This window comes from Lysobacter sp. FW306-1B-D06B (assembly GCF_038446665.1).
Taxonomy (GTDB): domain Bacteria; phylum Pseudomonadota; class Gammaproteobacteria; order Xanthomonadales; family Xanthomonadaceae; genus Lysobacter_J.
Genome location: NZ_CP151802.1, coordinates 244,483 through 270,526, shown reverse-complemented (window position 1 = coordinate 270,526; position 26,044 = coordinate 244,483). Strand labels below are relative to the sequence as shown.

21 protein-coding genes and 1 pseudogene are annotated in these 26,044 nt (G+C 67.1%); 12 read left to right on the top strand and 10 right to left on the bottom strand.

What is annotated here, in order from left to right; all coding sequences use genetic code 11:
• Window positions 1-386 precede the first annotated feature (386 nt).
• The gene (locus AAFF32_RS01310) at window positions 387-1,967 is read left to right on the top strand and encodes a hypothetical protein (RefSeq protein ID WP_342316227.1); all 1,581 of its coding nucleotides are present in this window, start codon (window positions 387-389) and stop codon (window positions 1,965-1,967) included.
• Window positions 1,968-2,204: 237 nt separating this feature from the next.
• On the opposite strand, the gene msrA is transcribed toward AAFF32_RS01310, so the two are convergent.
• Both msrA and AAFF32_RS01300 read right to left on the bottom strand, forming a co-directional pair.
• Window positions 2,205-2,714 (bottom strand): peptide-methionine (S)-S-oxide reductase MsrA, encoded by a 510-nt coding sequence (gene msrA / locus AAFF32_RS01305; RefSeq protein WP_216966126.1) that lies wholly within the window; start codon window positions 2,712-2,714, stop codon window positions 2,205-2,207.
• A gap of 57 nt (window positions 2,715-2,771) precedes the next feature.
• The gene (locus AAFF32_RS01300) at window positions 2,772-3,635 is read right to left on the bottom strand and encodes a surface-adhesin E family protein (protein WP_342316226.1); all 864 of its coding nucleotides are present in this window, start codon (window positions 3,633-3,635) and stop codon (window positions 2,772-2,774) included.
• Between the two features lie 402 nt (window positions 3,636-4,037).
• On the opposite strand from AAFF32_RS01300, the gene AAFF32_RS01295 reads away from it, so the two are divergent.
• The gene (locus AAFF32_RS01295; RefSeq protein WP_342316225.1) at window positions 4,038-6,275 is read left to right on the top strand and encodes an autotransporter domain-containing protein; all 2,238 of its coding nucleotides are present in this window, start codon (window positions 4,038-4,040) and stop codon (window positions 6,273-6,275) included.
• A 15-nt stretch (window positions 6,276-6,290) separates the two neighbouring features.
• Here the strand turns inward: AAFF32_RS01295 and AAFF32_RS01290 are convergent, their stop codons facing one another.
• From AAFF32_RS01290 to AAFF32_RS01275, 4 genes are all read right to left on the bottom strand, one after another.
• Window positions 6,291-8,090: a serine hydrolase domain-containing protein gene (locus AAFF32_RS01290; protein WP_342316224.1), complete on the bottom strand. Its 1,800-nt coding sequence runs from the start codon at window positions 8,088-8,090 to the stop codon at window positions 6,291-6,293.
• A 115-nt stretch (window positions 8,091-8,205) separates the two neighbouring features.
• Entirely contained in the window at window positions 8,206-8,574 is a 369-nt protein-coding gene (locus AAFF32_RS01285; protein ID WP_216965658.1) for a hypothetical protein, read from the bottom strand.
• A gap of 1 nt (window position 8,575) precedes the next feature.
• A complete protein-coding gene (locus AAFF32_RS01280; protein WP_216965660.1) occupies window positions 8,576-8,875 on the bottom strand; it encodes a hypothetical protein in 300 nt (99 codons plus the stop codon).
• Between the two features lie 200 nt (window positions 8,876-9,075).
• The gene (locus tag AAFF32_RS01275; RefSeq protein ID WP_216965662.1) at window positions 9,076-10,083 is read right to left on the bottom strand and encodes a hypothetical protein; all 1,008 of its coding nucleotides are present in this window, start codon (window positions 10,081-10,083) and stop codon (window positions 9,076-9,078) included.
• Window positions 10,084-10,351: 268 nt separating this feature from the next.
• On the opposite strand from AAFF32_RS01275, the gene AAFF32_RS01270 reads away from it, so the two are divergent.
• The 7 genes and pseudogenes from AAFF32_RS01270 to AAFF32_RS01240 all read left to right on the top strand — a co-directional run bounded on the left by AAFF32_RS01270 (window position 10,352) and on the right by AAFF32_RS01240 (window position 18,029).
• Entirely contained in the window at window positions 10,352-11,008 is a 657-nt protein-coding gene (locus tag AAFF32_RS01270; protein ID WP_342316223.1) for a response regulator, read from the top strand.
• Window positions 11,009-11,137: 129 nt separating this feature from the next.
• Window positions 11,138-12,541, top strand: a complete 1,404-nt coding sequence (locus AAFF32_RS01265) for a hypothetical protein (protein ID WP_342316222.1) — start codon at window positions 11,138-11,140, stop codon at window positions 12,539-12,541.
• 251 nt (window positions 12,542-12,792) lie between these two features.
• Window positions 12,793-13,434, top strand: a pseudogene (locus AAFF32_RS01260) (DUF2931 family protein).
• An 805-nt stretch (window positions 13,435-14,239) separates the two neighbouring features.
• On the top strand, window positions 14,240-14,926 hold the full coding sequence (locus tag AAFF32_RS01255) for a hypothetical protein (RefSeq protein WP_342316221.1): 687 nt from the start codon (window positions 14,240-14,242) through the stop codon (window positions 14,924-14,926).
• Between the two features lie 318 nt (window positions 14,927-15,244).
• Window positions 15,245-16,639: a vanadium-dependent haloperoxidase gene (locus tag AAFF32_RS01250; RefSeq protein ID WP_342316220.1), complete on the top strand. Its 1,395-nt coding sequence runs from the start codon at window positions 15,245-15,247 to the stop codon at window positions 16,637-16,639.
• A gap of 59 nt (window positions 16,640-16,698) precedes the next feature.
• Window positions 16,699-17,148 (top strand): DUF6714 family protein, encoded by a 450-nt coding sequence (locus AAFF32_RS01245; protein WP_216965675.1) that lies wholly within the window; start codon window positions 16,699-16,701, stop codon window positions 17,146-17,148.
• A gap of 134 nt (window positions 17,149-17,282) precedes the next feature.
• On the top strand, window positions 17,283-18,029 hold the full coding sequence (locus AAFF32_RS01240) for a glucose 1-dehydrogenase (RefSeq protein WP_216965677.1): 747 nt from the start codon (window positions 17,283-17,285) through the stop codon (window positions 18,027-18,029).
• A 131-nt stretch (window positions 18,030-18,160) separates the two neighbouring features.
• On the opposite strand, the gene AAFF32_RS01235 is transcribed toward AAFF32_RS01240, so the two are convergent.
• From AAFF32_RS01235 to AAFF32_RS01225, 3 genes are all read right to left on the bottom strand, one after another.
• The gene (locus tag AAFF32_RS01235) at window positions 18,161-19,696 is read right to left on the bottom strand and encodes a hypothetical protein (RefSeq protein ID WP_342316219.1); all 1,536 of its coding nucleotides are present in this window, start codon (window positions 19,694-19,696) and stop codon (window positions 18,161-18,163) included.
• Between the two features lie 64 nt (window positions 19,697-19,760).
• Window positions 19,761-20,612, bottom strand: coding sequence for a hypothetical protein (locus tag AAFF32_RS01230; RefSeq protein WP_342316218.1), 852 nt, complete (start codon window positions 20,610-20,612; stop codon window positions 19,761-19,763).
• A 57-nt stretch (window positions 20,613-20,669) separates the two neighbouring features.
• Window positions 20,670-21,077 (bottom strand): DUF2784 domain-containing protein, encoded by a 408-nt coding sequence (locus AAFF32_RS01225; protein ID WP_342316217.1) that lies wholly within the window; start codon window positions 21,075-21,077, stop codon window positions 20,670-20,672.
• On the opposite strand from AAFF32_RS01225, the gene AAFF32_RS01220 reads away from it, so the two are divergent.
• Together AAFF32_RS01220 and AAFF32_RS01215 are read left to right on the top strand one after the other, a co-directional pair.
• Complete coding sequence (locus tag AAFF32_RS01220; protein WP_342316216.1) at window positions 21,021-21,764, top strand: HAD-IA family hydrolase; 744 nt, start codon at window positions 21,021-21,023, stop codon at window positions 21,762-21,764. The genes AAFF32_RS01225 and AAFF32_RS01220 overlap by 57 nt on opposite strands.
• Before the next feature lie 208 nt (window positions 21,765-21,972).
• On the top strand, window positions 21,973-23,190 hold the full coding sequence (locus AAFF32_RS01215) for an MFS transporter (protein WP_342316215.1): 1,218 nt from the start codon (window positions 21,973-21,975) through the stop codon (window positions 23,188-23,190).
• A 157-nt stretch (window positions 23,191-23,347) separates the two neighbouring features.
• Here AAFF32_RS01215 and AAFF32_RS01210 read toward each other — a convergent pair whose 3' ends face one another.
• Window positions 23,348-24,571 carry a serine hydrolase gene (locus AAFF32_RS01210; RefSeq protein WP_342316214.1) on the bottom strand — a complete coding sequence of 408 codons (1,224 nt, stop codon included), beginning with the start codon at window positions 24,569-24,571 and terminating at the stop codon, window positions 23,348-23,350.
• Between the two features lie 292 nt (window positions 24,572-24,863).
• On the opposite strand from AAFF32_RS01210, the gene AAFF32_RS01205 reads away from it, so the two are divergent.
• Window positions 24,864-25,991 (top strand): PAS domain-containing sensor histidine kinase, encoded by a 1,128-nt coding sequence (locus AAFF32_RS01205; protein WP_342316213.1) that lies wholly within the window; start codon window positions 24,864-24,866, stop codon window positions 25,989-25,991.
• The last annotated feature ends 53 nt before the right edge of the window (window positions 25,992-26,044 follow it).

The window sequence follows — 26,044 nt, the reverse complement described above, 5'->3', positions numbered from 1 at the left end:
TTTGTTGTAGTGGAAGCGGCTGCCGCGTGTGGCGTTCTGCATCGCGACCCACGCGTAGCCAAGTCGCACGCGTTGAATGAAGTGCGAAATGTTCTTCACGACATTCGATGAAATTGCCTTGAATGTCGATGCGTGCACAACGAGACTTCAGTGCAAGGAGCTTCGAAACTCCGAAAGCTAGCGGGACCCACCTCCGTCATTCCGGTGGTTTTTTTATGCCTGATGTCTGGGCATTCCGACGCAAGCAGCTCTGCGTCGGGAGGGCGGCGGAATACAACACCTCGCGAGAGGAAACACGCCCGGCCGGCTAGCTTCGGTTTCGAACCTCCCGACACCTTGCGCCGCATCCCGCGGCGCAAGCCGGCTGGTTTGCTGGAGACCCCACGATGCAAAAGGAAGCTTGCAGTTCCCCCGCCGCGTTGCGCGGCGTGCTGTTGCCCGACTTCGCGCACCACAAGCTGGTGCAGACGCGCGATCAGTTGTTGCTGCTGTCGCAACTGGCCGAGTCGCGAAGCGATGATCCGGGCGAGTACGAGTTCCGTATCCAACCCGAGGCGCTGTCCGAACTCTTCGACCGCATGGCGCTGTACCTGGACGAGTGCTGGGCAGCGTCGTCGAGCCGCCTGCATGAGCGAAGTGCACCCGGGTGCGGCCTGCGACCTTACCCAGCTGCATCCCGACAGCCGCTCCCACACCGGGAAGGTGTCCGGGAAGATGAGAACGGCGGCCACGAGGCCGCCTTTCTGTTTTCACGTCCCCGCAGCAGGATCGCGCCGGCTCGCGCAGCGGACGGCATCCACGCCGGAACATGCCAGAATCGGTCCGCACGTCTCGATGGGGACGCCGTTCGCGGCGGATGCGAGCGTGATGTAACGACAACAGACCGGTCGCCGGTGGCGGCGCGCCAAGCGCGCCTGCGTGGCCGTGCCCGAAGGGACGTATCCATCACAGGGGGAGTATTGATGAGTGCAGTCGTGAAGTACGTAGGAATGCCGATGCTGGTGGCCATCGCATCGCTGTCACCCACCGCGCAGGCCGCCCGGCCCAAGCCGGAGATCGTCTCGGCCAGCACGCTGCAGGTGACGCAGTTCTACGGCGTCATCGATCCCACTCGCATGCAGGTCATGAAGGGCTCCGCACTTGGCGCAGCCGTTCAACGCGAGTGCGGCATCACGCAGTTTCCGGTGTTGGAGCCCATCGAGGAGCCTGTCGGCGCCTTCATGGCGCCTGCCGCGGCATTCGTCGGCAGCATCGTGGTGGATTGGGTCGCGGGACAGGCCATGAAATACCTGAGCAAGCAGGCAGCCGAACAGGTCAAGGCGCACACCGCCGGCTACAGCAACACGCCCGAGTACGACGACCTGTTCGCCAAGCGCAAGTGGAGTGCCGACGGTTCGCAGAGCTGCGTCGTCGCGCAGCGGTGGTACTGCACGCAGCAAGTCGATGCCTTGGCGGACTGTCCGAAACCCAAGGTCGAACTGGCCTCGACGATGATCTTCGTGCTTCGCCGCGAAGGCGGCGCACTCAAGGCACTTCCGCTGGGCTACGAGTTCAACCGCTTCGTGCCACGCCACTCCAAGGGCCGCGTCGCGTTCTCGGCGGGACTGGCTGTGCAGGCCATCGGCGCAAAAGACGGCGCCGGCTACTACTGGACGAGCGAGCGCGACGGCAAGGAAGCGGTGCTCATCGATGACGACTGCGACGCCGACGGCAAGCGGCTCCCCACAGGGAACTGCATGGACGTGGAGACGCCCGACTGGTCGAAGGCGGCCGTCCTGCCGATGCCGCCGGGCTTGCCGGAAGGGGCCGAATCCTCGATGGCCGCACTGGAAGTGACCGTCGCCGAAGTGGGGCGACCGGACGCATGGACCAAGGCGTGGGCATCCTTCACTGCGGCCAGCGAGGGCGATGTCTCCGAGGCCATGAGCAGCGCGCTGAAGAAGCAATGGAAGCTGGGCACGGAGTAATCGAGCCTCCGGTCGCCGCTGCGCTTTCGCTTCACGGTCTGAGAGCGGTGCGCACGGTTGAGCAACCTCGTAGCCCGAAGCGAAGCGCACCCGGGTGCGAGCGCGCCGGAGTCGATTTGCGGACGAGACCGACAGCGTCGCAACGACACGAGGAAAGGTGGAGGGGCACGGTGGAACCCGGGTGCGCTTCGCTTACCCGGGCTACGTTGGCCTTGACGAGAAGCCGTCGCAACCAGATCACACGTTCACCGCCGGCAACCGCCACCCAGGAGGAAGGTGACGGCATGCATGCTGCATCGGGTGGTGTTCGAAGTAGTCCTGGTGCTCCACTTCCGCCTCCCAGAAGCGCCCCGCAGGTTCGATCGCGGTGACGATTCGGCGCGGAAGCAGGCCGGACGCTTCCAGCTCCGCAACGGTGGCTTCGGCGGTTACTCGCTGCGCATCGGTCAGATAGAAGATCGCCGAGCGATAGCGCGTGCCGATATCGCGCCCCTGGCGATTCCACAGCGTCGGATCGTGGATCTGGAAGAAGAACTCGAGAATCTGCCGGTACGAAAGCAGCGCGGGATCGAACACGATCTCGATCGCCTCGGCATGCGTGCCGTGGTGGTCGTACGTGGGATGCAGTACATCGCCGCCGGTGTAGCCAACGCGCGTGGACATCACCGTGGGCACGCGACGCAGCAGCGCCTGCATGCCCCAGAAGCAACCGCCGGCGAGGATCGCGGTTTCGGTCTTGATTACCATGGACATCCCATCCCCGATCGATAACGGTCCCCGGCCCGGACCTTAGCACTGCGATGGCTATCGAACTTCGAACATCACCGTCGCCGCCGTTTGCTCGTTTACACGAAGCTCGACGCGATACGCGCCCACCGGCCACGTCGGCGTGGGACGCACGAGGAAGGTTTCGGTGAACGGCGCCTGCTCCAGCAACCGGTCCGCGCGTCCGACGGAGATGGCTTCGCTCCCGCCCGCGGCGAACCAGCGCGCGGTGATGGTCGCCGGGCCCGGCAGTTCGGGCGTGATCGTCGCCGTCGCCTCCAGCACGTCGGACGGTTTGAACACACGGCCTGGACGGGCGGACGATTCGCGTCCCACCGTGGCAACGACGCGCGCGGTGCCATCGGCCAGTGGCAATTCGCGCATCAGACGCTGCTGCTCCATCGCAGCCAGGAACCCGCCCTGCGGCGAGAGGACGGCCATGCCCGCGCCCGGCTGCCGCGCGCGCGTCTGCGCGGCGTCTAGCGCCCCCGGCTCGGCGCGCATGTAAGCGCAGGCGAAGTCCAGCGAGGCCGCCTGGTCGGTGTTCGCCTCGACGGCGTCCAGCGTGTCCAGCGCGTAGGTGTCGCGGCGCGAGAGTTCCGTGCCGCGATCGGTGCTGGCGTAAGTCACGACCGAAAGCGTGCCGAACCGCCGCGCCGCGCAGTCGAAACGCACGCGCAGGACGTGATGGCGTGCGCGCACGCGCTGCTCGCCGTCGTACTGCGCATCGGCCGCCACGGTCTCGTCGATCAACGCCCATGCCTCCACGATGTCGCCGTTGCGGCGCATCGTGTTTGCGTCCACATAAATGCCGGAACCGTCGTCGATACCGGTCTCGACCCAACGATGGGCCATGGCCGGCGCGCTCAACAGCAACGCCGGCAGAAGCAGTGCGATTCGCATGGATGGATCCCCCTGCGCGCGAGTCTAGCGTTTCGTCCGGGGCGCGCGCTGCGTGGTCAGTGGCGTTCGTTCGCGCACTATCCACGGACGCTTCCTGCTGCGGCACAGGGACAAACCATTCCCGACCCCCTCCTGATCCGCTCCACGCCAATCGTCACGCGCTGATGATCGGGCCAGCAGAAGAATCTGCGCTTGCTTCGGCCCCCTCCGGAGCGGGATTTCCAGTCGCGTAGACCGCCCTTGTGTTGGGGGAGCCATGCGCAAGCCGATCAGTCGCGACATTGCCCTGGCAACCGATCAGGCCATCTCCACGGCGGCTCGTCTCGTCCATCGCCCATTGCCGATGGCCGTGCTGCTGGGCCTCGCGTGGCTGGTCGCACCCGATGCGGCTCTCGCGCAGCAGTGCAAAGACCGCGCGGCCTGGCGTACCTGGGCATCACGGCCAACGAGGCCCGCTCGGTGTGGTTGTCCGCCACCGGGGCCGGCTCGTTCCAACTGGAATCGGCGCAGGGCAGTCAGACGGTCGACCAGTGGCAGCGCAGTCGACGCGGCCTGCGCGTGACGCTGTCGCCCGTCGTGTCCAACGGCAATGGCGGCGTGCACCAGTTGCTCGTGATCGAAGGCAATCGGCCGTGCATGATCGATTCGCAGAACCAGAAGGGTGGCATCACCTTTCCGTCGTTCATCCGGTTGCCCGAACTTCGCCCGCCCGGCGGAATCCGTCCGCCTGGTGGATCTTCGATCGGCGACCTCACGCCACTCACGCCGTCGGTGCCTGGCGGCATTACCGCCCCCATCGCCACGCTGCCATCCACCGGCGCGATGCCCACGCTGCCCGGTCGCCCTGCCGCGCCGCCTTCCGGTGTGATGCCCACGCGTCCCGGTGGTGTCGCGCCGCCGATGGCAACACGTCCGCCCACCGGCGCGATGCCCGCGCGTCCAGCGCTGCCTGCAGCGCCGCCTTCCGGCGCGATGCCCACGATTCCCGGCCGTGTTGCGCCCCCGATCGCGACGTTGCCGCCTTCCGGCGTGATGCCCACCGTACCGGGCGGTGTCGCGCCACCCATTGCAACGCTTCCACCGCGCGGTGTGATGCCCACGATGCCAGGCGGTGTCGCGCCACCGATCGCCATGCTGCCGCCTTCCGGCGTGCCGGGCGGTGTCGCGCCGCCTGTCGCAACGCTTCCACCTGGCGGTGCGATGCCCGCGCGTCCCGCGCTTCCTTCGGCACCGCCTTCCGGTGTGATGCCTGCGCTGCCGGGCGGTGTTGCACCGCCGATCGCGACGTTGCCGCCTTCAGGTGTGATGCCCACCGTGCCGGGCGGTGTCGCGCCGCCGATCGCAACGCTGCCGCCTCCCGGCGTGATGCCTGCGCTGCCGGGCGGTGTCGCGCCACCAGTCGCAACACTTCCACCCACCGGCGCGATGCCCACGATGCCCGGCGGTGTCGCGCCGCCGATCGCGACGCTGCCGCCTTCCGGCCTTACGCCCGGCGTGCCCACGACATCGCCGCCTGCGGTGACACCCACGTTGCCCGGCGGCGTGACGCCTCCTGTCGCAACACTTCCGCCGACAGGGCTCTCGCCCGCAGCCCCGGTCCCACCGACCGGCACCATTCCCTCCGTGCCGACCGCACCGATGACGCCTGTGCCTGCGATCGACGACACCACGCTCGCGCGCCGCGAAGCCCTGGACGAAGCCGCAGCGACCTGCGCGCAGTGGACACGCGATGGCCGTGAAAGAGACGTCGAGGACTATTGCGATCGCATCGCCGCGGAGCAGGCGCAATCGGGCTTCGGCCAATCCGTCCCGATCACGCCGGGTCGTGAATTCGCAACGCCCACGCGCTGGAACCTGTGGTTCGACGGCCGCGCGCTCGACACCTCCGACGAGCGCCACGGACTGGACACGGACGGCAGCGGCAGTTACTTCACCCTCGGTGCCGACCGCCGCTACGACAACGACGTCGTCGCCGGCTTGCTGGTGTCGTACGAAACCAACGAGAGCAACGGATTCGACGGCAACCTGCGCCAGGAAACGGACGGCTACGGCATCGGCGCCTACATTGCGCAGGCGCTGTCGCCGCGATGGGCGATGGATGCCTCGGCCGTGTATGCATGGTTGTCCAACGACACCCGCATTGCCGTGCTGGACGGAAGCTACGACTCCACGCGCGTGTCGCTGGCGTTGAACACCACGGGGCAGTACCAGGCAGGCGAATTCACGCTCCGCCCGAAGTTCACCCTCAGCTACAGCCACTACGACAACGATGCCCACCAGCTCTCCGGCGTCGTCTTCGACACGCCCATCGCGCTGCAAGTCGCCCAGGACAGCTTCGACAACGGCACGATCGAAGGACATCTGGAAGTCAGCAGGACCGTCCACACCGCCAGCAGCATCGTGATTCCCTATGGCGAGCTCGGCGCGAGCTACGCCTTCATTCGCCCGCAGGACGGCGGCATCCTCACATCGGACCTGCGCCTGGCCTCCACATCGGCGTGGCTGGGATCGATGCGCGTGGGTGCGCGCGCCCTCGTGTCGCAGGCGATGTTCGTGGAAGCGAGCGCGGGCTACCTCAGCCTCGGCCAGAGCGACAACGACGTCTGGGAGTTCCGCCTGTTCCTGTCGTGGGCGTTCTGATCGGCGCAGCGACCCTCACGCCCACAGGCGCAGCGGCAGCAGCCCGCCGAAGGCCAGCACCACGGTCAACTGCAACACGGCCACCATCGCGACGACGTCCACGATGTCGAGCGCGGACCACGGCCGGCGACGCAGGCCGAAGATCAGGCCCAGCACCATCGTCAACGGCAGCAGCGCCGTGACCGCGGCGAGCGTGCCGCTGGCCGGCGTGAGATCACCCAATTGCAGGAACGACTGGCGCAGGAACAAAGGCACCGGCAGCAACAGCACCGCGATGCCGAGGAAGGGAATTACCGCCGATCGCTTCCAGCGATCCCGGCCATCCAGCACGAACCGCACGGCGCCCATGACCAGAAGCCATGCAACGCCCAGCAATCCCGCGGCGAGGCTGATCCAGCGTGCGGCGATGACGGGTAGCGCCACGCGTTCGTAGGTTTGCAATCCGGTGGTGATCGCGCGCGTGCTGTCTGCGGTGGTCACGAACGCATGCGATGCGAGAGCGCGATCGTCCGCGCGCAGCAGGTTGCCGCCTACGGGCGTCAGCATCAGCGCACTCGACTGGAGCGGCGCGAAGCGAACGCCTTCGCCCTCGCGCGTGATGCGAACGAAGCCCAACGTAGCGTCGAGCCATTCGAAGCGGGCGAACCGGTTGGGCGAGGGGATGTAATAACCCTCCATCGCATCGCCGGCTTCGCCCATGCGAGGCAGCGCTTCGGCCATCGGCAAGCCGAGCGATTCGATCAGCAGCCGGTCGAACCGTCCGTAGTCGGCGGTTTCGTGGTCGGTATTGAGGGCGATGAAGAACGCACGCTGGTGCTGCGGAAAGACGCAGAGCATCGCGCGGTATCCCACCGTACTCCCGCCGTGGCATTTGCCTACGGCGCCATGGCGGTCGCGCGTCGCCATTCCCAGGCCGTAGCCGACGCGCAGACCGGCACGTGCTGCTTCGGTGCCTTGCGGTTGACCCATCGCACGGAGCAGCGTGGGGTCGATGAAGGCCGTTCCATCGATGCGCCCGTCGCTCATCAGGAAACGCGCGAAACGCCCCATGTCTTCCGCCGTGGTGGTGAACTGCCCGGCGGGGCGCAGAAACATCGGCACCGCCGCATGCGCAACGCCGTTCTCGAAATGCCCCATCGCCACGCGCGAATTCGCGCCCGCGCCTTCCTGCGTGGTGAAGGCGAACGTGCTGTCGTGCATGCGCAGCGGACGCAGCAGGTTTGCGTCGAGCCACGCATCGTAACGCGCACCCGTCACCGCCTCGATCACCATGCCCAACAGCGTGTAGCCCGTGTTGGAGTACGAATGCCGACTGCCCGGACGGCTGCGCACACGCAGCGTGCGGCCATCGAGGAAGGTCGACAGCGGCGCATCCGCACGCGCCTTCAGGCTGAACATGTCGGCAAGGCGCGCATCGTCCAGGCCGGCCGTGTGATCCAGCAGGTGACGCACGCGCACGGGACTGTCCGACGCCCACGGGTTGTCGAACGCGACGCCGGGCAGCAATTCCGACACGGGCGCGTCCAGCGACAGACGCCGCTGGCTGACCAATCGCAGCACGCCCGTCGCCAGCACGGTCTTGGCGACCGAGCCGACGTGCACCTGATCCTGCGGGTGCAGTGCCGCACCCGTTCGCGCATCCCGCGTTCCCGCAGCATCGACGGCGATGGCGCCATCGTCCGCGACGGTCGACCACACGGCGCCTTGCAAGCCCTGCGCGGCGAGCAGATCGGTCATCGCCTTGTGCAGCGCTGCGTCCGTCACCGTCTGTGCCCCTCCGGCCAGCGGGATGCACAGCAGCGTCGCGAACGCCATGCGCTGTAACCACCGCAATCGGGGCCGTGCAGTGTGAGCAGCCAGCATCGCGACGGTCCTTGTCCGGAGATCGAGGCCGAGTATCGAAGCGCCTCGACGGAGGCGTCGCGTGTCGTTAGTCACCGACGGGAACGCGCGCAGCCCCATCCGGCAAGGAGAACGCATACCGCCACAGCGCGAAGAACCACGGCAACATCAGCAACGCCGCGAACGCCACGCCTGCAAACAGCAAGTCCGACTGGCGGTCCATCACGGCCTTCGCCACCAGAGCTACGTTGACGGCGAGCAACCCCGCAAACACGGCTTGCCACAGCAGGCGCGGACCGTACTGCGTGTTGGCGATATAGCCGGCCAACCCCACCAACCCCAACGCGCCAAGCGCCGCATACACCCAGCTGCCGATTTGCGAAGGTTCCGACACCAGCAGCCACACGATGTTCAACGCCATCACGGCGAGATAGAGCCACCACAGGACCTTGCGCATCTCACGCCTCCGGTGGTGCAGACGACGAATCGGCGGCAGCCGGGGCAGCGCGTCCCTTGAGCTTCTTCAACCCATACAGCACCAGATACGCCGAGGCGGCCGCGATGAGAACGCTTGCGATCATGCCGCCGCGTGCTTCGTCGGCGTTCTGGTGCGGCACGGTGCTTCCACCCAACAACTGGCCGATGCTCGACAGGAAGAGTAGCCCGCCGAAGACAACACACCCCAGGCCGATAACCGTCGAGGCAAACGTACGTTTCTTCTGCGCGACCTTCGCCGATGGCGGCTGATACGGATTCATCCCTTCCTCCTAACGATGTGAAAACCTGCTTGCCGAAGTACGGATACTGCGTTGGTTGCATCGTCCCCAAGATGCCACGCAATGTGCTCCCCGCGACGCGAATCAATCCTGCGTCCCGCCAACGCCGAGCATCGACATTACTCCAACGTTGCAACCCCTAGGCCGGGACGCAGCCGATACGGCCCCGTCTTCCATTGCGTTCACGTCGGCTCGCCGAGTTCCCGCAGCATAAAGCGGCCGCGAGCGGCCACGTGAGGGGATCGATCCGACGCCAGCTTCCTTGCCGCCCAAAGCGCTTCCTCGCCCATCGAATGCAGATGCTTGAGGAGAAACTCGCCGCCGACGTAACGGACCAACGGCGACCTATCCTCTAGCGTGCACTTCAAAGTGTCCGCGAAAGGAAACTCAAGGGTGAGTAGCCGCTCTTCCAGCACCGGTTCGAACTTTCCCTTGGCCCACTTCAGGTCGCTCCATGCCCACTTTCTTCCGGCGAACCAGACCATGCGGCCTTCCAGTTGCGCGCGGCATGCCCGTGCACGCACGGACGGCTGCATCGCATCGCGTGCGATCTCCGTCAGCCAGCGGTCGAAAACGGGCGAGCGCCCGACTTGCGCAAGCATGGATGCTGCCGGCCCCGCCGTTGCCGTCACGATCCGTTTCTTGAGCGCGATGGCGACTGGCTCCACGGTGACCATCGCGTCGAGGACTTCACGGTCCGCATGCTCCATCCGGCCCCAGGAGATCTGATGCACCAGCGTCTCCCACAGCGCGTCGGCCACGTGGTCAGGATTGGAGCGCCCCGCGATGAGCGGAAGGTGTTCGCGCGCGGCTTGGCGCACCTGTGGCACCCAATCGTTGAGCCGACGCATCGCCAGCGCCAGAAGGAGCGCGTTCGGCGCTCCGGTGGAAAGGCACCGCAGCGTCTTTTCTCGGGCGTGGCCATCCCTGCTGCATAGGTCGAGCCAGGAGAGGGGGCGCTTCCGCGGCTCGCGACGCCACCATGGAACCGGTGAGCGCTCCACTTCGATCGTGTAGAGCTCGCTGCGAATCGAGCGTTCCCACCCATCCAGATGGGCCAGCGGGACACGGTCTGTCTGCGCGACCAGGCGGGCCGTCGCTTCAGCGGTGCCACGGCCGGACGTGGACGCACGCAGGAACTCGCGAATTGCGTCCAACGTGGTGCTATCGAGTTCCAACGGCTTTGACACGAAACCCCTCGCAGTGACGGTTGTTCTGCCCCGGCGAATGCGCCGGTCGCCGAACCATGATCCGCGACCGAGGTTCCTCTGGCCAGAGAGCCTAAGTAGCCCGGGTAAGCGAAGCGCACCCGGGACACCCCACCCGCACCGACGCGACCCGCCAAGGCAAACGCTAAAACCCCGGTCGAACGCCAAAGCGCCCCGCCGACGCCCACCTGGCCGCCGCCCCGCACCGCCTGCGTAAGCAAGCAGTGCACCGCCCAAGGAGTGCAGTGGAATGGAAGCCAAGCTGGACAGCCTCGCCAAACTCATCGCCGCCGCCGCGTCGTTCGCCTGGCCGGTGGTCTTCGCGGTCCTGCTCTACAAGCTGTACGAGCCCATCCGCAACCTCGTCGACTCCGCGCGCGGTCGCAAGTTCAGCATCAAGGTGGCCGGCAACGAGCTGAGCATGGAGGAAGCCTCCGAGCAGCAGCGCCAGGTCATGAGCGACGTCCAGGCCAAGCTGGCCGAACTGGAGCAGCGCCTGGCCGCCAGCCCCGTGCCCGTGGCCGCCGCCGCGCCCGCACCGCAACCGCTGACCACCGGCAAGCGCATCCTCTGGGTGGACGACAACCCCCGCAACAACAGCTTCCTCATCGCCTCCCTGCAGGACCGCGGCGCCACCGTCGACACCGCCCTGACCACGCAGGACGCACTGCGCCAGTTGCAGCGCAGCCAGTACGACATCGTCATCTCCGACATGGGCCGCCCCGAAGGCGACCGCGCCGGCATCGAACTCGCCCAGAAGCTCAAGACCAACGGCGTCACCACACCCGTCTACATCTTCTGCGGCGCATGGGCGGCGAAGCACTGGCGGGGCGAGGCGCTTGCGGCGGGCGTGGCGGAGATCACGTCGTCGGGGACGACGCTGTTGTCGGTGTTGCCGTTGGAGTAGGGCGGGGTGAGGGTGTGCCGTGGCTAGGCCACATGCGAGAGTGGCCCGATGCTGCTTCGTGTGAGGCGCACGAGCTGTGATCCGAAGCGCGTTTAGCCGGAGTGCTCTGGCTCACCGACAGGGGGCGAAATGCTGACCAGATATTCGAACGCGTTCAGGCTGCTCTCTCGTGAGCTTCAGAAGCTCAAGGATGAACGAGATGACATGGCGACGCTGCGCCGGATGCAAGACGGCATTGCGAAGTACTTGCGTACGAGCGAGCGCGGCGTCGTAAGAGCAAGAGCGCGATTGAAGGAGACGAGGCTCCAACTGCGAACAGCCAGGCTGAGCGGTGAAGATGCAAGGCGCGCCAAGCTGAAGATTCGCCAGTGCGAGGACAGGATCGACCAATACCGGTCGGTCAACTACTTCTTGAAGTGCTTTGGTGATGCCATTGCATTCTTGTATCTAGATGCGTTCGCTCTAAAACATACCTTCTACAAGACCGACGACTACACTGTTCGTGAGGAGCCAGGATTCATCAGCGAAAGCGCCGGGTTCCCACATGAGCGAGCAATCACCCGCCAATTCTTGCGCAACGGAATTCCAGCGCTGCAGTGTGACCTGACGAACGTCATCCGCTATGGCGATGTATGCATTCTGACGGATTCAGACCCATGCCTTGTCGAGGTCAAGTCAAGTGGCAATCAAAATGCCAGGACCGTTCGACAGCAGGAGAATATGAGGAGGATCTCGGACTTCTTTACGAATGACGGCGCTTCGGACTTCAGAGGTACGAAAAGCATCGTTCGCCAGGCCCTGCATGCCAGCCCGGTTACACATGCGCCCTATATGAACGATCTGATTCGGAAGGCGCTCGCCGATGGAATTGCATCGGGAAGTCCCGAGCATGGCCTCCTATATGTAGCTATTCGAACGGCCTCCTCCCCGCCTGACGGCTTAAGTAGGGCTCTCGATGGCTTATGCAAGAGTCCCTGCGTTGCATTCGATCTAAACGAGGCGAAGAACTCTCGGTCATGGCTTCCGCTGTATCCGTTCACGCTCTCCCTTGAGGAAGAGCATGTAATTCGCTTCATTCTTGGCGAAGTCGTACTCCTTGTGGTCATAGACCTCGCGGCGCTGAAGTGGCACTTCTCCCAGCTCGGAGCCCGCTCGGCATCGCTTGGGGATGGCCCTTATGTCATGCAGGTTGTATGCAACGAGAAAGACCCGAGTCAGGGCATGTTCCGCATCTCGCGGCAGATGTTCTCAAGAATCGCGCTCGAATTCTGGTCGCTGAGATGGTTTGCAGCCGAGCAGGCGACGCTCGGGCAGCGGGCCGTTGATAAGCTCCGCGATTGCATGGAGTTGGGAGTGCCCATGCCGACCGACTGGGTCGAAGTGGAGGATGGTCACCGGAGCCGCCCTTCCAAAGAGGGTCTACGTGCGTTGGCAGTCACTGGTGGAACCTCAGACGTACTACGTTTTTCTGGACATTCCGGAAGCTGCGCGAAACTTGATGCTGACCAAGGCAAAGCATCGCGTGTTGCCTGAGGAGTTCTATCGGGACGCTTTGGTGGTGGGGCTTGCACCGGGCGGCTGGGTAAAGCTGTGGGTAAACGGAGCTGCCGGCGGTCCCACGGAGGTGCTGTGCACCCGCGCCGAGATCGAACCGAAGGGGCCATATGAAGGACTGTCCAACGGAAAGTACCGCCCGTTGTCGGACCGCGCGATTCCATATGTAACGGAGCACCCCATCCCGTACGACAGCTGGGCTTGCGGAAAGTAGGAAGGGTTGGCTTGCAATGACGCGAAATATGCTGGCGGCCAGCCTGCTACTCGTTGCTTTCATCCCAGGTGAGGCTTCGGCGCGAAGCTCCTTGTCCTACGACGCGTGGTCGCTGGGCTTCCTTGCCCCCAATTACATGGAAGTCTGGGTCGAAGCGGCTGAGGTGGAAGACATGAATGGCCGGCTGTTCCCGAACGTAGGTGGTGGTACCGCCTCAATCGACTACAGCGGAACCGCGCAGGGCTGGGGCCATATCGGCGTTGGGGGCCGCCACGTTATTGGCGCGGCCCTTCCGAAGCGGCTCTATGTGCGTTGGCAGTCGCTGGTCGAGCCTCAGACGTATTACGTCCTTCTGGATATTCCGGAAACGGCGAGGCGGTTGATGCTGGCCAAAGTAGAGAGTCAGGTTCTTCCCGAGTAGTTCTATCGGGACGCTTTGGTGGTGGGGCTTGCACCGGGCGGCTGGGTAAAGGTGTGGGTAAACGGAGCTGCTGGCGGCCCCACGGAGGTGGGTTGCCCGCGCGCACAGGTCGACCCGAGAGGGCCTTCGGAGGGACTCAATCAGGGGCGCTACGCATACAGCATCGACAAGCTTGAGCCTGCTACGCAGCAGTACCTCAAGAGCCATTCGATCCCATATGACAGCTGGGCTTGCTGATCGTTGCGGCGCGACCTCCTCACGGGATCAGCCCCCTCACCGCAACGGATCACCCCGCGCCGGCGTGGCTGGTTGAACCTCCGCCGCGGCGTCGGTGGCCGGCCCATTGGGCTCGAAGTTCCAGGGGGAGTCTTTCGGCGCGGGTTCGACGGGCGTCGTCGGTACCGCGTTGCCGCGTCTCCAGGGCAATTCATTGCTTCGCAATTGCATTGCAGCCCTCGCGCCTTGAATACCCAATACTCAGATCAGCCTGTCGAGGGCGACCGAGCAGCGCGGTATTGCATGCCGTCAGGCCGTTGCGGAACGCGGATGCACCTCGCGCAGGATGGCGTCGCGGCGCCGGCCGCACGGGCTTGGCTGCAATTGCTGAAGGCGGTGCTGCGCGCGCCGTCGGGCTGGAAGGCGTTCGATACGGAGGCGGGACGTGCGACGGGGGCCGAGGCTTGCGGGCCGCGATGGCAGTGGTAGCCGCCGTTCTTCCTGTCGTGGTGACAACCCTCGGCATTGAGGCCGCCGCCGTGCGACCACGCGGCGCTAGCGGCCGCCCACAGGCAGACACAGATCAGAACGCGTTGCATCGGTGCGGCTCCCCATTGCCGGTAGGGGGAAGGTAGCAGATCGCCCATGCGAGGCTTTGTGCGCAACGGCCGCAGGCGCATGGCGCTTGGAATGGGAAGCGCCGACGATCAGTGCGACGAGCCGCCCACGTCGTCCAGTTGCGGCGAATCGATCAGCACTTGTTCGAGCGCAGTGGTCGGGTCGGCCATCGTCGCCTCCTTGCGGTATACGGCGCGCGTGCGGTCACGTGCCTCTCACCGCCCTCAACGCATGCTCGCGTCGTGAGCGGACAGAAGTGCAGGGCCGTTCGTCCGGCGAGCACGGCGGCAACTTTCGGATTATTCCGATTCCAATACGCCCGGCCGCCAAGCCGAATGGAACCCTGGATTGGGGCATGGGGATGGACATGAAGGGCAAGCAGAAGGTGGCGTTCGCGCGGGTGGCGGTGTGCATGCCGTGGTTGCTCGTGGCGGCGTGCAGCGTCGGTTCGCGCGTGGAAGGGCGGATGGCGACGGGGCAGGAAGTGGAACCGCCCATGCCGGTGCCGCATGTCGTGGCATATGAAGGCGATGCGCCGCTGCCGGAATTCGCCGGCGAGCCGGACACCGGGGGCGAGAACGAGACGGTCGTGCTGTCGATCGATCCGGCGCGTATCGACGCCACCGCCGCGGCAGTCGAGGCCGTGGACGAGTGCAAGGCGTGGCAGCTGTCCGAGGACGAGGCGGAAGAGCTGTTCGCGATGAGCCATGCGGTGGATGCCGGAACGTACCTGGGCTACGGCGAAGCGCCGTGCACCATCACCGGCACCGTGCGCAGCGGCGGCGTGGACTGGCAGTTCACGATCAACGGCACCGCGAAGGCGACGTGGAAGCATGGCAGCGACGTGCGCTTCCTCGGGTGCGATGAACGGGCGTGCGAGGGGTTCGGCGCGTAATTCGCTGGATCGCGCGCGCCAATGCAAAGCCCCTCTCCCACCGGGAGAGGGGTTGGGGTGAGGGGCGGCGAAGCGAGGGCGCTCGCACTTGCGGTGCATTCGGCACGCTGCCGCGCTTTCCTTGGGTCTCCTCATCTGCCTGATGCCAATCCCGCCCGCATCAGCGCCAACATCCGTGCCACCTTCACACCGCTCGTCGCCCATCGCGTAACGCGCGACACGCGGGGCGCCGTTTGCCGCGTGGATTGCGTTTGATCCCAATGCGCCGGTTCGAGCGCCGCGGACGGACGCGATCCCCTTCCCCCACAGGACATCGCCATGAACTCCCCACGCTCGCACTCGCGGCGCGCTCTGCGCCGCCTGCGGCTATTTGCCGCGCTCGCCCTCTCCATCGCGCTGCCCGTGCAGGCCGATTCGGTCACCGACTGGAACGCGCTCGCCAGCGGGCCGGTCGTCGGGTCGCGGTTCGGAGGACCGCAACAGCAGGCGCGCGCGGTCGCGATCGCCGCGCTGTCGGTGCACGACGCGCTCAACTCCATCCAGTCGCGCTTCAACACCTATCGCCCGGTGGCGAGTGCGCCCGGCAACGCGTCGCCCGATGCCGCCGTCGCCGCCGCCAATCGCACGGCATTGCTGGCGATGATCGGCGCATTGCCTGCTCCGCCCACGCCGGCCGAAGCCACGGCACGCGCGAACGCGATCGCGGCGATCAACGCGATGTACGACGCCGCCATCGGGCCGGGCGCGCCGGATGCACCCGAAGCGGCGGGCATCGCCGCGGGTGAGTCGGCCGCGGACACGATCATCGCGTTGCGCTACGCCGACAATGGCTCCGGCGGGCTCACGCCCACCGACGGTTCCGGCACGCCGAATGCACCGGCGTATTCGCAGCCCGCCGCCGTGGGCGTGTACCAGGCGACGCCGGCACCGGAATTCCCGGCCGCGATCGTGCCGCAGTTCATGGGCTGGGCCTTCGTCACGCCGTTCGGCGTGGACAGCGCCACGCAGTTCCGCCAACCGCCGGGCGCGATCTTCAAAGTGAAGGCGGCCAAGTACGCATCCGAATACAACCTGGTGAAGTCGATAGGCGATGCGCGCGCGCGCGGGGCGCAGCCGAACTCGCCGCTGAGCGACATCGCGCGCTTCTGGGCGGGCGGTGGACTGGAGTGGAACGCGAACGTGCGCAACGCCGCCGCGAGTCGCGGGCTGGATCGCTGGCAGAACGCGCGGTTGCTGGCGCTGGCCAACATGTCGATCGCCGATGCGTTCATCACGAACATGTCGGACAAGTACTTCTACAACTTCTGGCGGCCGGTCACCGCGATCCGCTGGCCCGACGACGGCAACCCGTTCACCAAGAGCGATCCGACGTGGCGGCCGTTCCTGCAGACGCCGCCGTATCCGGATTATCCGTGCGCATCGACGTCGGCCACCGGCGCGGCCGCGCAGACGATGCGGCGCTACTTCAAGAGCGATGCGGTTCCCTTCACGCGCATGGTCAACGCACCGGTGGCGCCGCTGCCGCCGCCGCTGGTGGATCTGCCGGCCAAGCCGATCACGCGCTCGTATCCGTCGCTGTCCACCGCCGAGCAGGAGCAGGTGATGGCGCGCGTGTACGCGGGCATCCACTTCACCGAAGGCTGCCTGGCCGGGTTGAAGACGGGCAACAAGGTGGCGGACTGGGTGTTTGCGCGGTATTTGCAGCCGAAGTGAGGCTGCAGGTGGCGATGGCGTCGATTACGCTAGCTCCTTCGCGTAGTCGGCGCCCTGCCATGGACGATAAGCAGCTTCGGTTCGAGATTGCCCGCGCGTTCGCCGACGTTCCGCAGCCCGCGAAGTCGGCCATCGCCCCGCACGATTGCCTGGAATGCGACGAGCTGCGCGTGGCATTGGCGCCGTACGCCTGGCACGACGTGCCCGGGAAGGTCCTCGACGCCTGTCGATTTGGCATGCCGCTGTTGTCGGCCGATGCCAAGCAGCACTACCTGCCGGCCTGGCTGCTGCGCTCCCTGGACGAACACGAGGTCGCCGGCGACTATCGTTCCATCGTCGTATTTGCGCTCGACCGCGATCATCGCTGGGATCCAACGCGCCCGTATACCGCCGAGCAGCGCGCGGCGATCCTGCGCTACCTGGACTTCGTGTGCGCGCAGGAAACATCCGAATGGGAAGCGCAGGACATCGAGCGGGCACGCGCCAGCCTGTACGTGCGGCTGCGCTGAGGAACATCCCAACGGCGGGATTCTGACTCCCCCGTATCCCGTCTTTTGCCCCGGCACCGCGGGACCAAGCTCATTGGGGGACGGAGCGCCGATACCCGGCGCCTTCGCGTTCTCTCTCCCATCAGGAATTCGAAATGAGCAAGCTCGCAGGAAAAGTGGCCATCGTGACCGGTGCGTCCAAGGGCATCGGTGCCGGCATCGCGCAGGCGCTGGCCGCCGAAGGCGCGTCCGTCGTCGTCAATTACGCCTCCAGCCAGGCCGGCGCCGACGCCGTGGTCGAGCGCATCACGCAGGCCGGTGGCCAGGCCATCGCCGTGAAGGCCGACGTATCGAAGGCCGACGAGGCGCAGGCGTTGATCGACGCCACCGCAAAGGCGTTCGGCCGGATCGACGTGCTGGTCAACAATTCCGGCGTGTATCAGTTCGCGCCGCTGGAGGAGATCACGCAGGAGCAGTTCCATCGCCAGTTCGGCATCAACGTGCTCGGACTGCTGCAGACCACGCAGGCGGCCTCCAAGCACCTGGGCGACGGCGCCAGCGTGATCAACATCGGTTCGGTCGTGTCGCACATCACCTTGCCCGGCACTGCGGTGTACACCGCCACCAAGGGTGCGGTGGATGCCATCACCGGCGTGCTGTCGCGCGAGCTGGGTCCGCGCGGCATCCGCGTGAATTCGATCAATCCGGGCATGGTGGAAACCGAGGGCGCGCACGATGCGGGCGTCATCGGCTCGGATTTCCACGCCGATACGGCGGCGCAGACGCCGCTGGGGCGCATCGGGCAGCCGGAGGACATCGCGCGCGTGGCGGTGTTCCTGGCGTCGGATGACTCGCGCTGGGTCAGCGGTGAGCTGATCAAGACGGCGGGTGGGTTCCGCTGAGTTTCGGCTGCACGGAGCTCGTCGCTGACGCGGCTTCCGTTCCTGCTTCTGCCGTTTGCCCCTCCCCTGCAAGCAGGGGAGGGAGTTCTCCCGCGGCGGGGCAAGCAGTTCCCGCGACGAAGAAGGCAGCTTCAATCCATCGAGTCGTCAAGATAAAGCTCGTAGTGCGCGATCCGACCCACCGGCGCCAGCGCCTCGCGCACATCGGCGCGGGCCAGCAGCGTGTCGCGTGCCGCGCGCGCCGCGACGTCGCCGGGCAACGGCGCCGGGCGCAGGAAGTCCTGCATCCATCCCAGCACCGCGCCGCGGTCTTCGGGTGAGGCGAGCAACGCGCGCACGCGCTGCGCCGCCTGGTCGACGTCGCCTTCCCGAAGCAGCGCCGAGACATAGAGCAGTTCACCGTCCTCGCGGTGATCGCGCAAATAGGCCAGTGCCCTGCGGGCGCCGCGCCGGTCCTGTTTCTGCAGCGCCGCGCAGTGGCGCACGCTCTGCTCCACCATGCGGCCGTAGCCGCTGATGTCGTCGCCCAGCACGTCGATCGCGCGCAGCGCATCGACGGGACGTTCCAGGCTGCAATAGAAAACGCCCAGGTTCAGCGCCTGGCTGATGTTCTGCTCGCCGCCCTCGGTGAGCTGCGCGGCGCGCTGCAATTCGGCCAGCGCTTCGTCGGTGCGGCCCAGGCGCCGCAGCGCGATGGCGCGGTAGTTCATCAGCCAGACCTGCGGGTCGAGGTCCTCGAAGGCGGGCGAACCCGACGGCGCCGCGGCGATCTCATCGAGCGTACGCGTGGTCATCTCGATGGCCTGCTCGTTCTGGCCCGCAGTTAGCAGCGCACTGGCGAGATACGAGCGCACCCGCAGGTCGTCGGGCGTGGCGCCCATTTGTTGCATGAGCGCATCGACCTGCCTCTGCGCGGCGCGCTCGGCGTTCGTCGACCAGCTGTCGGCGGCCATCGCGCCGTCGAAACGTTTGTCGCTGCGCAGGCGAATCAGCGGCTTGGCGGCTTCGATGCGGCGGATCACCGCGCGTGCCGTTTCCGTGTCGCCGCGGTCCATCGCTTCGACGGCCAGCTCGTACCACGCCTCGGCCTCGCCGCCGAGGCGGCTGCGCCAGTTGGCGTTGAGCAGCGCCTGCAGCAGCGCGAGCCGCTCGGGCGACCCGGTGGTGGAGCGGTACACCAGTTGCAGGATGTACTGCTCGCGCACGTTGGGCAGCGCGTCGGGCCAGCGCTCGACGACTTCGATGAAGGCGACGGCGCCCGCGTCCGGACGGCCCATGTCCATTTCCAGCATGGCGACGCGGTACCAGTCGTCCGGATCGGAATCGTCCTGCGCGAGCGCGCGCCGGTACAACGCCAGCGCCTGTGCGCCCTGGTCCTGCTGGATCGCCATCCAGCCCGCCTTCGACAGCGCGGCGCGTTGCTGCGCGGGTTCCAGCGAAGAGAACTGCGGATCGTCGAACACGCGCGCGAAGGCCTGCTGCGCACTGGCGGCCTGGTTGGCCCGGGCCAGCGCGTGCGCGGCGGCGAGTTGCTGCCGGAACCATTGCTGCTGCGGATCGGTGGCGCCGACGGACGGCGGCGGAGTGTCCGCGGCGGCCGTCGCCATGCCGGCGTGATTCGACAGGGCCAGCCCCGCGGCCAGCAGAAGACTGCGCTTGACGTGCATCGCTCCACCTCCCCAGGCGTGGGGGCGAGTGTAGCCACATCCCGGTCGGCCCGGTCGAGCGCGGTCAGAACGTGAAGCGCAGCGCGATGGCCGCGAACGCCGTCGATTCGGCATCCACGTCGATGCGCGCATCGGTGTCGTCCTCGAAGTCGTGGTGGCGGTCGAACTCGCTGCCGATCTTTGCGGCGATTCCCCAATGCGATGCGAAACGCCAGTCGGCGGTGAGCGCGGCGCGCCAGGCTTCGACGGTGTAGTCGAAGTCCGCGCCGTCGCGTTCGTCGCTCACGACATGCCAGCGCGCGCCGGCGGGCGCGACTTCGATGCCCAGACGCCACGCGTCGTTGGGCCGCCAGTGCGCGTGCGCGCGCGGCCAGCCGAGTTCGAGCGCGAACGACGCTGAGGAGTAAGTCACTGCCGCGATGGGATACAGCTCCGGATCGCCGAAACTGTCGTCGTACGCCGCGCCCAGTCGCCAACCCCAGCCTTCTTCCACGCCGCGTTCCACGGTGGCGCGGCCGTATAGCGCGAAGTCATCGCCGGTGCTGCGCGAGAACAGGTCCTTGAAGATGTTCGACGAGGTGGCGACGGTGGGAATCGCCGCGAGGGTCACGGAGGTCGCGCCCTGCGAGGTCCATTCGATTGGAATGGCGAGGCGATGCAGGTCGCGGTCGCGCGTGGGCAGGCCTTCGTAGGAGTAATGCGTGTAGAGATAGTCCGCGCCGATAGCGAATCCGTGGCCGAACGTCGGCGTCCACGCGCGCAGTCCCGTTTCGAAGCCCTCCATGCGCGCCGTGCCCAGGCGCGCATCGTCCAGGTGCAGGTAATGCGCCTGGACTTCGCCCTCGCGCGGCTGCGCGAACGCGTCCGGCGCGAGGCCGAGCGCGGCGAAGAGCGTCAGGATCCCGGAGCGGGCCATGGAGACGATCCCGTGCGATGCCGGCGGAGGATAACGCCGCAGGGCTTCAGGCGATGTCTACGTCGCGCGGCGACGCGTCGGCGGCACGACGAACCACGCCAGCAGCACCAGCGCCGCGAACGCGCTGTACGCGGCGACGAAGCTCCACCACGGCGCGTCGAAGAAGATCAGCCGCGAGAGCCAGTGTTCGATGAAGGATTCGCCGTACGCAGCCTGCCCCGCGCGTCGGCGCAACGCCTGTTCCCACACGGTGAGCGGGCACAGCGCGCCCAGCCACGCCTGCAGTGCGATGAACACCATCAACAGCACGTGCGTGAGGCGCCATCGGAAGCCGCGCACCCACGGCCAGCGCGTGCGGCCGACGAAGATGGCGATGGCGCCCAGGATCACGAACGCGACGATGCCCACATGCACGACGAGGATCGCATCGGCCAGCAGGGCGGCGAGGGCGGGCGTGGGCTGCATGCGCGCACTGTAGCCATCTTCAGGCGCATGGGCGCTCACACGCGCTCGTGCACAATCGCCGGCATGCGCTATCCCCTGGTGATCTTCGATTTCGACGGCACGCTGGCCGACTCGTTCCCGTTCTTCGTGGAGGCGCAGCATGTGCTGGCGCGGCGGCATGGGTTCGACGCGATCCCCGAAGACCGCATCGACGAGATGCGCCGGCTGGGCACGCGCGAATTGCTGGACCGGCTCGGCTTTCCGAAGTGGAAGCTGCCCATCGTCGCGGCGGATTTCATACGCACCATGCGCGATGCGCCGCCGGTGCCGTTGTTCCCGGGCGTGGCGGACGTGCTGCGGCACCTGCGTGAGGGTGGCGCGCGGCTGGCGATCCTCACGTCCAACTCCGTCGACAACGTGCGGCGCGTGCTCGACGCGGATGTGATGGCGGCGATCGAGCGGATCGACGGCGGCGCGCACATGCTCGGCAAGCATCGGCGCATCGCGCGGATGCTGAAGGACGCCAGGACCGACGCTTCGCAGGCGATCTACGTCGGCGACCAGGTCAGCGACGGCGAGGCCGCACGCCGCGCGGGTGTGGCCTTCGGTGCGGTCGGCTGGGGCTATGCGCACGCCGACGCGCTGCGCGCGGCGGGCGCGGAGGAGTTCTTCGAGTCGGTGGCGGATTTGCGGCGGTTGGCGGGATAGGGGCATGAGGCATGGCGATCGCTGTCTTGAGCGCATCGCGCCTGGTCATACGTCACCCCGTTCGTCCTGAGCGCAGGCGCGCAGCGCAGAAGTCGAAGGATGAACGGGGTACGCGAGCGGCGGGGAGCAGCTCCCGCGCCCGCCTGTGAAGGGACCCCCATTCAGCCCCGGGGTCGCATCCCCTGCTGCAATGCAACATAATTCCCCCATGACCCCCGCACTCTCCCCCGCGCCGGCGACGCTCTCGTCGCGGCAGGTCACCCTGATCCTGTTCGCCCTCGCGATGGGCGGCTTCGCCATCGGCACGAGCGAATTCGTGGTGATGGGCCTGATCAGCGACATCGCCCGCAGCCTGGGCGTCAACGAGCCGCAGGTCGGCCACGTCATCAGCGCCTACGCGCTGGGCGTGGTGGTCGGTGCGCCGACGTTGGCGATCCTCGGCAACCGGATGTCGCGGCGCAGCCTGCTGCTGTGCCTAATGGGGTTCTATGCGTTCGGCAACCTCGCCAGCGCGCTCGCGCCGGGCTACTACACGCTCATGTTCGCGCGCTTCGTCGCGGGTCTGCCACACGGCGCGTACTTCGGCATCGCCGCGCTGGTGGCCGCACGCATCAGCCCGCCGGAGCAGCGCGGCCTCGCCGTCGGCCGCGTGATGCTGGGTCTGTCGATCGCGCTGCTGGTGGGCAATCCGCTGGCGACGTGGCTGGGGCAGGCGTTCGGCTGGCGCTGGGCGTTCGCGCTGGTGTCGGTGCTGGCGCTGGCGACGGTGGCGATGACGATGCGCGTGCTCCCGCATGGCATGAACGCACCGCGCCCGGACGCGCTGGCCGAGCTGCGCGACTTCAACCGCAAGCCGGTGTGGCTGGCGCTGGGCATCGGCGCGATTGGCTTTGCCGGCATGTTCTGCGTCTTCAGTTACCTGGCGCCGACGCTGGTGCACGTCACCGGCGTGCGCGAGTCGTTCGTGCCGTTCGGCCTGGTCGCCTTCGGCATCGGCGGAATTCTCGGCACGCTGGGCGGCGGCTGGTTGTTCGATCGCTACGGCTTCCGCGCGGTGCCCAAGGTGCTGCTGTGGTCGATCGGCGTGCTGCTGGCGTTCCCGCTGGCCGCGCATTCACCGTGGTCGGTGCTGCCGGCGGTGCTTGCCGTGGGCACGATGGGCGCGCTCGCCACCGTGCTGCAGGCGCATCTGATGGACGTGGCGCGCTCGGCGCAGACGCTGGCCGCCGCATCGAACCATTCCGCGTTCAACTTCGCCAACGCGCTCGGCCCGTGGCTGGGCGGCATGGCGATCACCGCCGGTTACGGCTGGACGTCGACCGGTGTGGTCGGCGCAGCGACGGCGGTGGCGGGACTGTTGATCTATGCGTGGGCGCGTGCGGATCTGCGTCGCGGTGAAGTGATTGCGGTGGACGAGGCGGCGTAAGGTCGCAGGCGCTTGCGGAGCTTTCGTCGCGAACAAAACCGTCATTCCCTGGACGCTGCAAGTTCGGGCTGCCGATCAGAGTTGATGCGCCGGAGGGTTGGATGGTGCCGCCGTTCGGCGGCCCAAAAGACTCCGCCTGCGCGGGAATGGCAGCTATTCAAGGCGCTGCACGCGCCAAGCCTTCCTCCACTTCCGTAAACGCAGAACGCGCGCCGCGCGGCGCATCCGGAACACCGGTCGCGAAATACGCCACGCCCGTACCCGACACGCGATCCACCCACACGCCCGACAGCAATCCGTAAGCCGCCCCCGCGTGCCCCACGCGCGCGACGCCGTCGCCGAAGGGATCGTCGCGACAGCCTTCCTGCTTTGTCGCCAGCGTCTGCACGGCCAGTCCGTAGCGGCAATAGAAGCCGCGCTGCGACTGGCTGCTGTCGTCTTCTTCCACGGTCAGGCCGTTGCCGGGCGCGTAGGTCCACAGCGGCTGTTCCATCGCGCGAACGGATGCAGCGGAAAGCAGCCGCACGCCATCGACCCCGCCCTCGTTCAACAGCAATCGGCCGATCTTCGCCAGCCCGTTCGCCGAGATCCGCAGCCCGCCCTGCGGCGAGAACAGCGCGCCGTTGCGTCCGACCTTCCACAACGACAAGTCGCAGCCACCGTCGCGGGAACGGTTGACCGCACACGCCGGCTTGCGCCCGCCGTTGTCGTCGCGCACCGGCTGGCGTTGCGCGTCGTACAGCACCACCGCGCGCGCGGCCGTCGCTTCGTCGCAGCTGTCCCAGTTGAAGCACGCGTCCAGGTGCAGCGGTGCGAACACCAGGCGTTGCATCAGCCGGTCGAAGCGCTCGCCCGTCGCCTGTTCCATCGCCGAGGCGACGACGGCGAAGTTGAGGTTCGCGTAACGGAAGAACGCGCCCGGCGCGTGCGTCGCGTCCCATGCGCGCGGGTCGTCGGTGACCGCGTGCAGCGCGCCGTCGAGCGGCACGGCGTAGTAGCCGGCGGCGTCGGTCAGGCCCGCGCGGTGCGAGAGCAGCAGGCGCAGCGTGATCGGCGCATCGGGAAAGGCCGGGTGGCGCAATCGCCAGCCCAGGAGCGGGGAGAGGTCGGCGTCGAGGTCGAGCTTGCCCTGTTCCACCAGCCGCATCGCGCCGATGGCGGTGACGAGCTTGGAGATCGACGCGACGCGGACGGGGTCGTCGGCGCCCACGGCCCGCGCGGCCGCGACGTCCGCCAGCCCCCGCGCCTGCGTGGACACCACGCCGTCGCGGTCGAAGGCGATGCGCACGCTGGCCACGGGCTCGGCGGCACCGGCAACGGACGGTGCGAGTGCGGCCAGCGCGAGGAGCAGTGCGAGCGTGCGCAAGCGAATCGGCGTCATGGAAGGAGCCGTGGGAGCCGGAGGCCCGCAGCGTAGCCGCTTCGCCGTGGGCGGATGGCGGAATGACCCTTCTCCCGTTCACGGGAGAAGGTGCCGGCAGGCTGATGAGGGCGAGGGTGGCGGGATCGTCCGGACACTCGCTTTGCCCAGGCCCTCACCCCAACCCCTCTCCCGCAGGCGGGAGAGGGGCTATGCGGGGGACTCGCAGACACTGAACGCCCAGGCGTCCGCCTTCACGGGGCCGCGAGTCGTCCCGGGCGCACACTCCCGGAACCTTCCGGGGAGATAGCGAATGGACACCCATGCGCTGCGCCCGATGGTCGACGAACAAGTCATCAAGGACATGCTGTGGGCGTTCGCCGTGCGTTCGCCCGAGCACGCTGCGCTGCTGCTCAGCGAGGAAGGCGAGGTGAGCTGGACCAACGCGGGCGCGGAGATCATCCTCGGCGCCGCGCCGGGCGGGCTGGTGGGCATGAACATGGCGCGCTTCTTCCTGCGGCGCGATGCCAACGCCGGCATTCCCGAACACGAACGCGTCGAGGCACGGCATCGCGGCACCGCATCGGACGACCGCTGGATGGCGCGTCTGGACCGTTCGCGCTTCTGGGCCTCCGGCGTGACGGTGCACCTGGGCGGCGAGGTGCCGAGCTGCACCTTCCTCAAACTCTTCCGCGATCTCACCGAAGTGAAGATGCAGATGGAGAGCAGCCGCGAGCGTTGCCGCGCGGCGACCGAAGCCAGCGAGGGCAAGAGCGCCGCCATCGCCCTGCTCGCGCACGAGCTGCGCAATCCGCTGTCGGGCATCAGCCTGGGGATGGGCGTGCTGCAGCGCCGCTGCGAGGGCGTGGCGAACATCAACGGCGCCATGGAGGCGATCGAGCGCAACGTCACTCTGGCCGCGCGGCTCATCGATGACCTCATGCACCACAGCAAGGTGCACGCCGACGGCTTCTGCCTGGAGCGCAGTCGCTGCAACCTGCGCGAGCTGCTGGAGGCGTCCTCGGACATCGCGCGCCGGCAGATGGAGCAGGACGACCGCACGCTGCGCGTGCTGGTTCCGCGTGGCGACATCGAAGTGCGCGTGGACCGGATGCGCATGCAGCAGGTGTTCGTGAACCTCATCGCCAACGCATTGCGTTACACGCCTGCGCCGGGAAGGATCTGGGTGAGCGGCACGCTGGAAGGGTCGGAGGTGATCGTGCGCGTGTCCGACGAAGGCGTGGGCATCGCGTCGGAACGGCTGGAGCGCTTGTTCGAGATGTTCACGCTGTCGCGCATGGAGACGTCCAAGCTCGGCCTGGGGTTGGGCCTGGCGCTGGTGAAGAAGATCGTGGAGCTGCACGGCGGCAGCGTGCAGGCGCGCAGCGAGGGGCCGGGGAAGGGCAGCCAGTTTGTCGTGCGCTTTCCTGCGCATGATTGAGCGGCAGGAAGGCGATCGGTGCTGCTTTTTGCTTTTCCTTCTCCCCTTGAGGG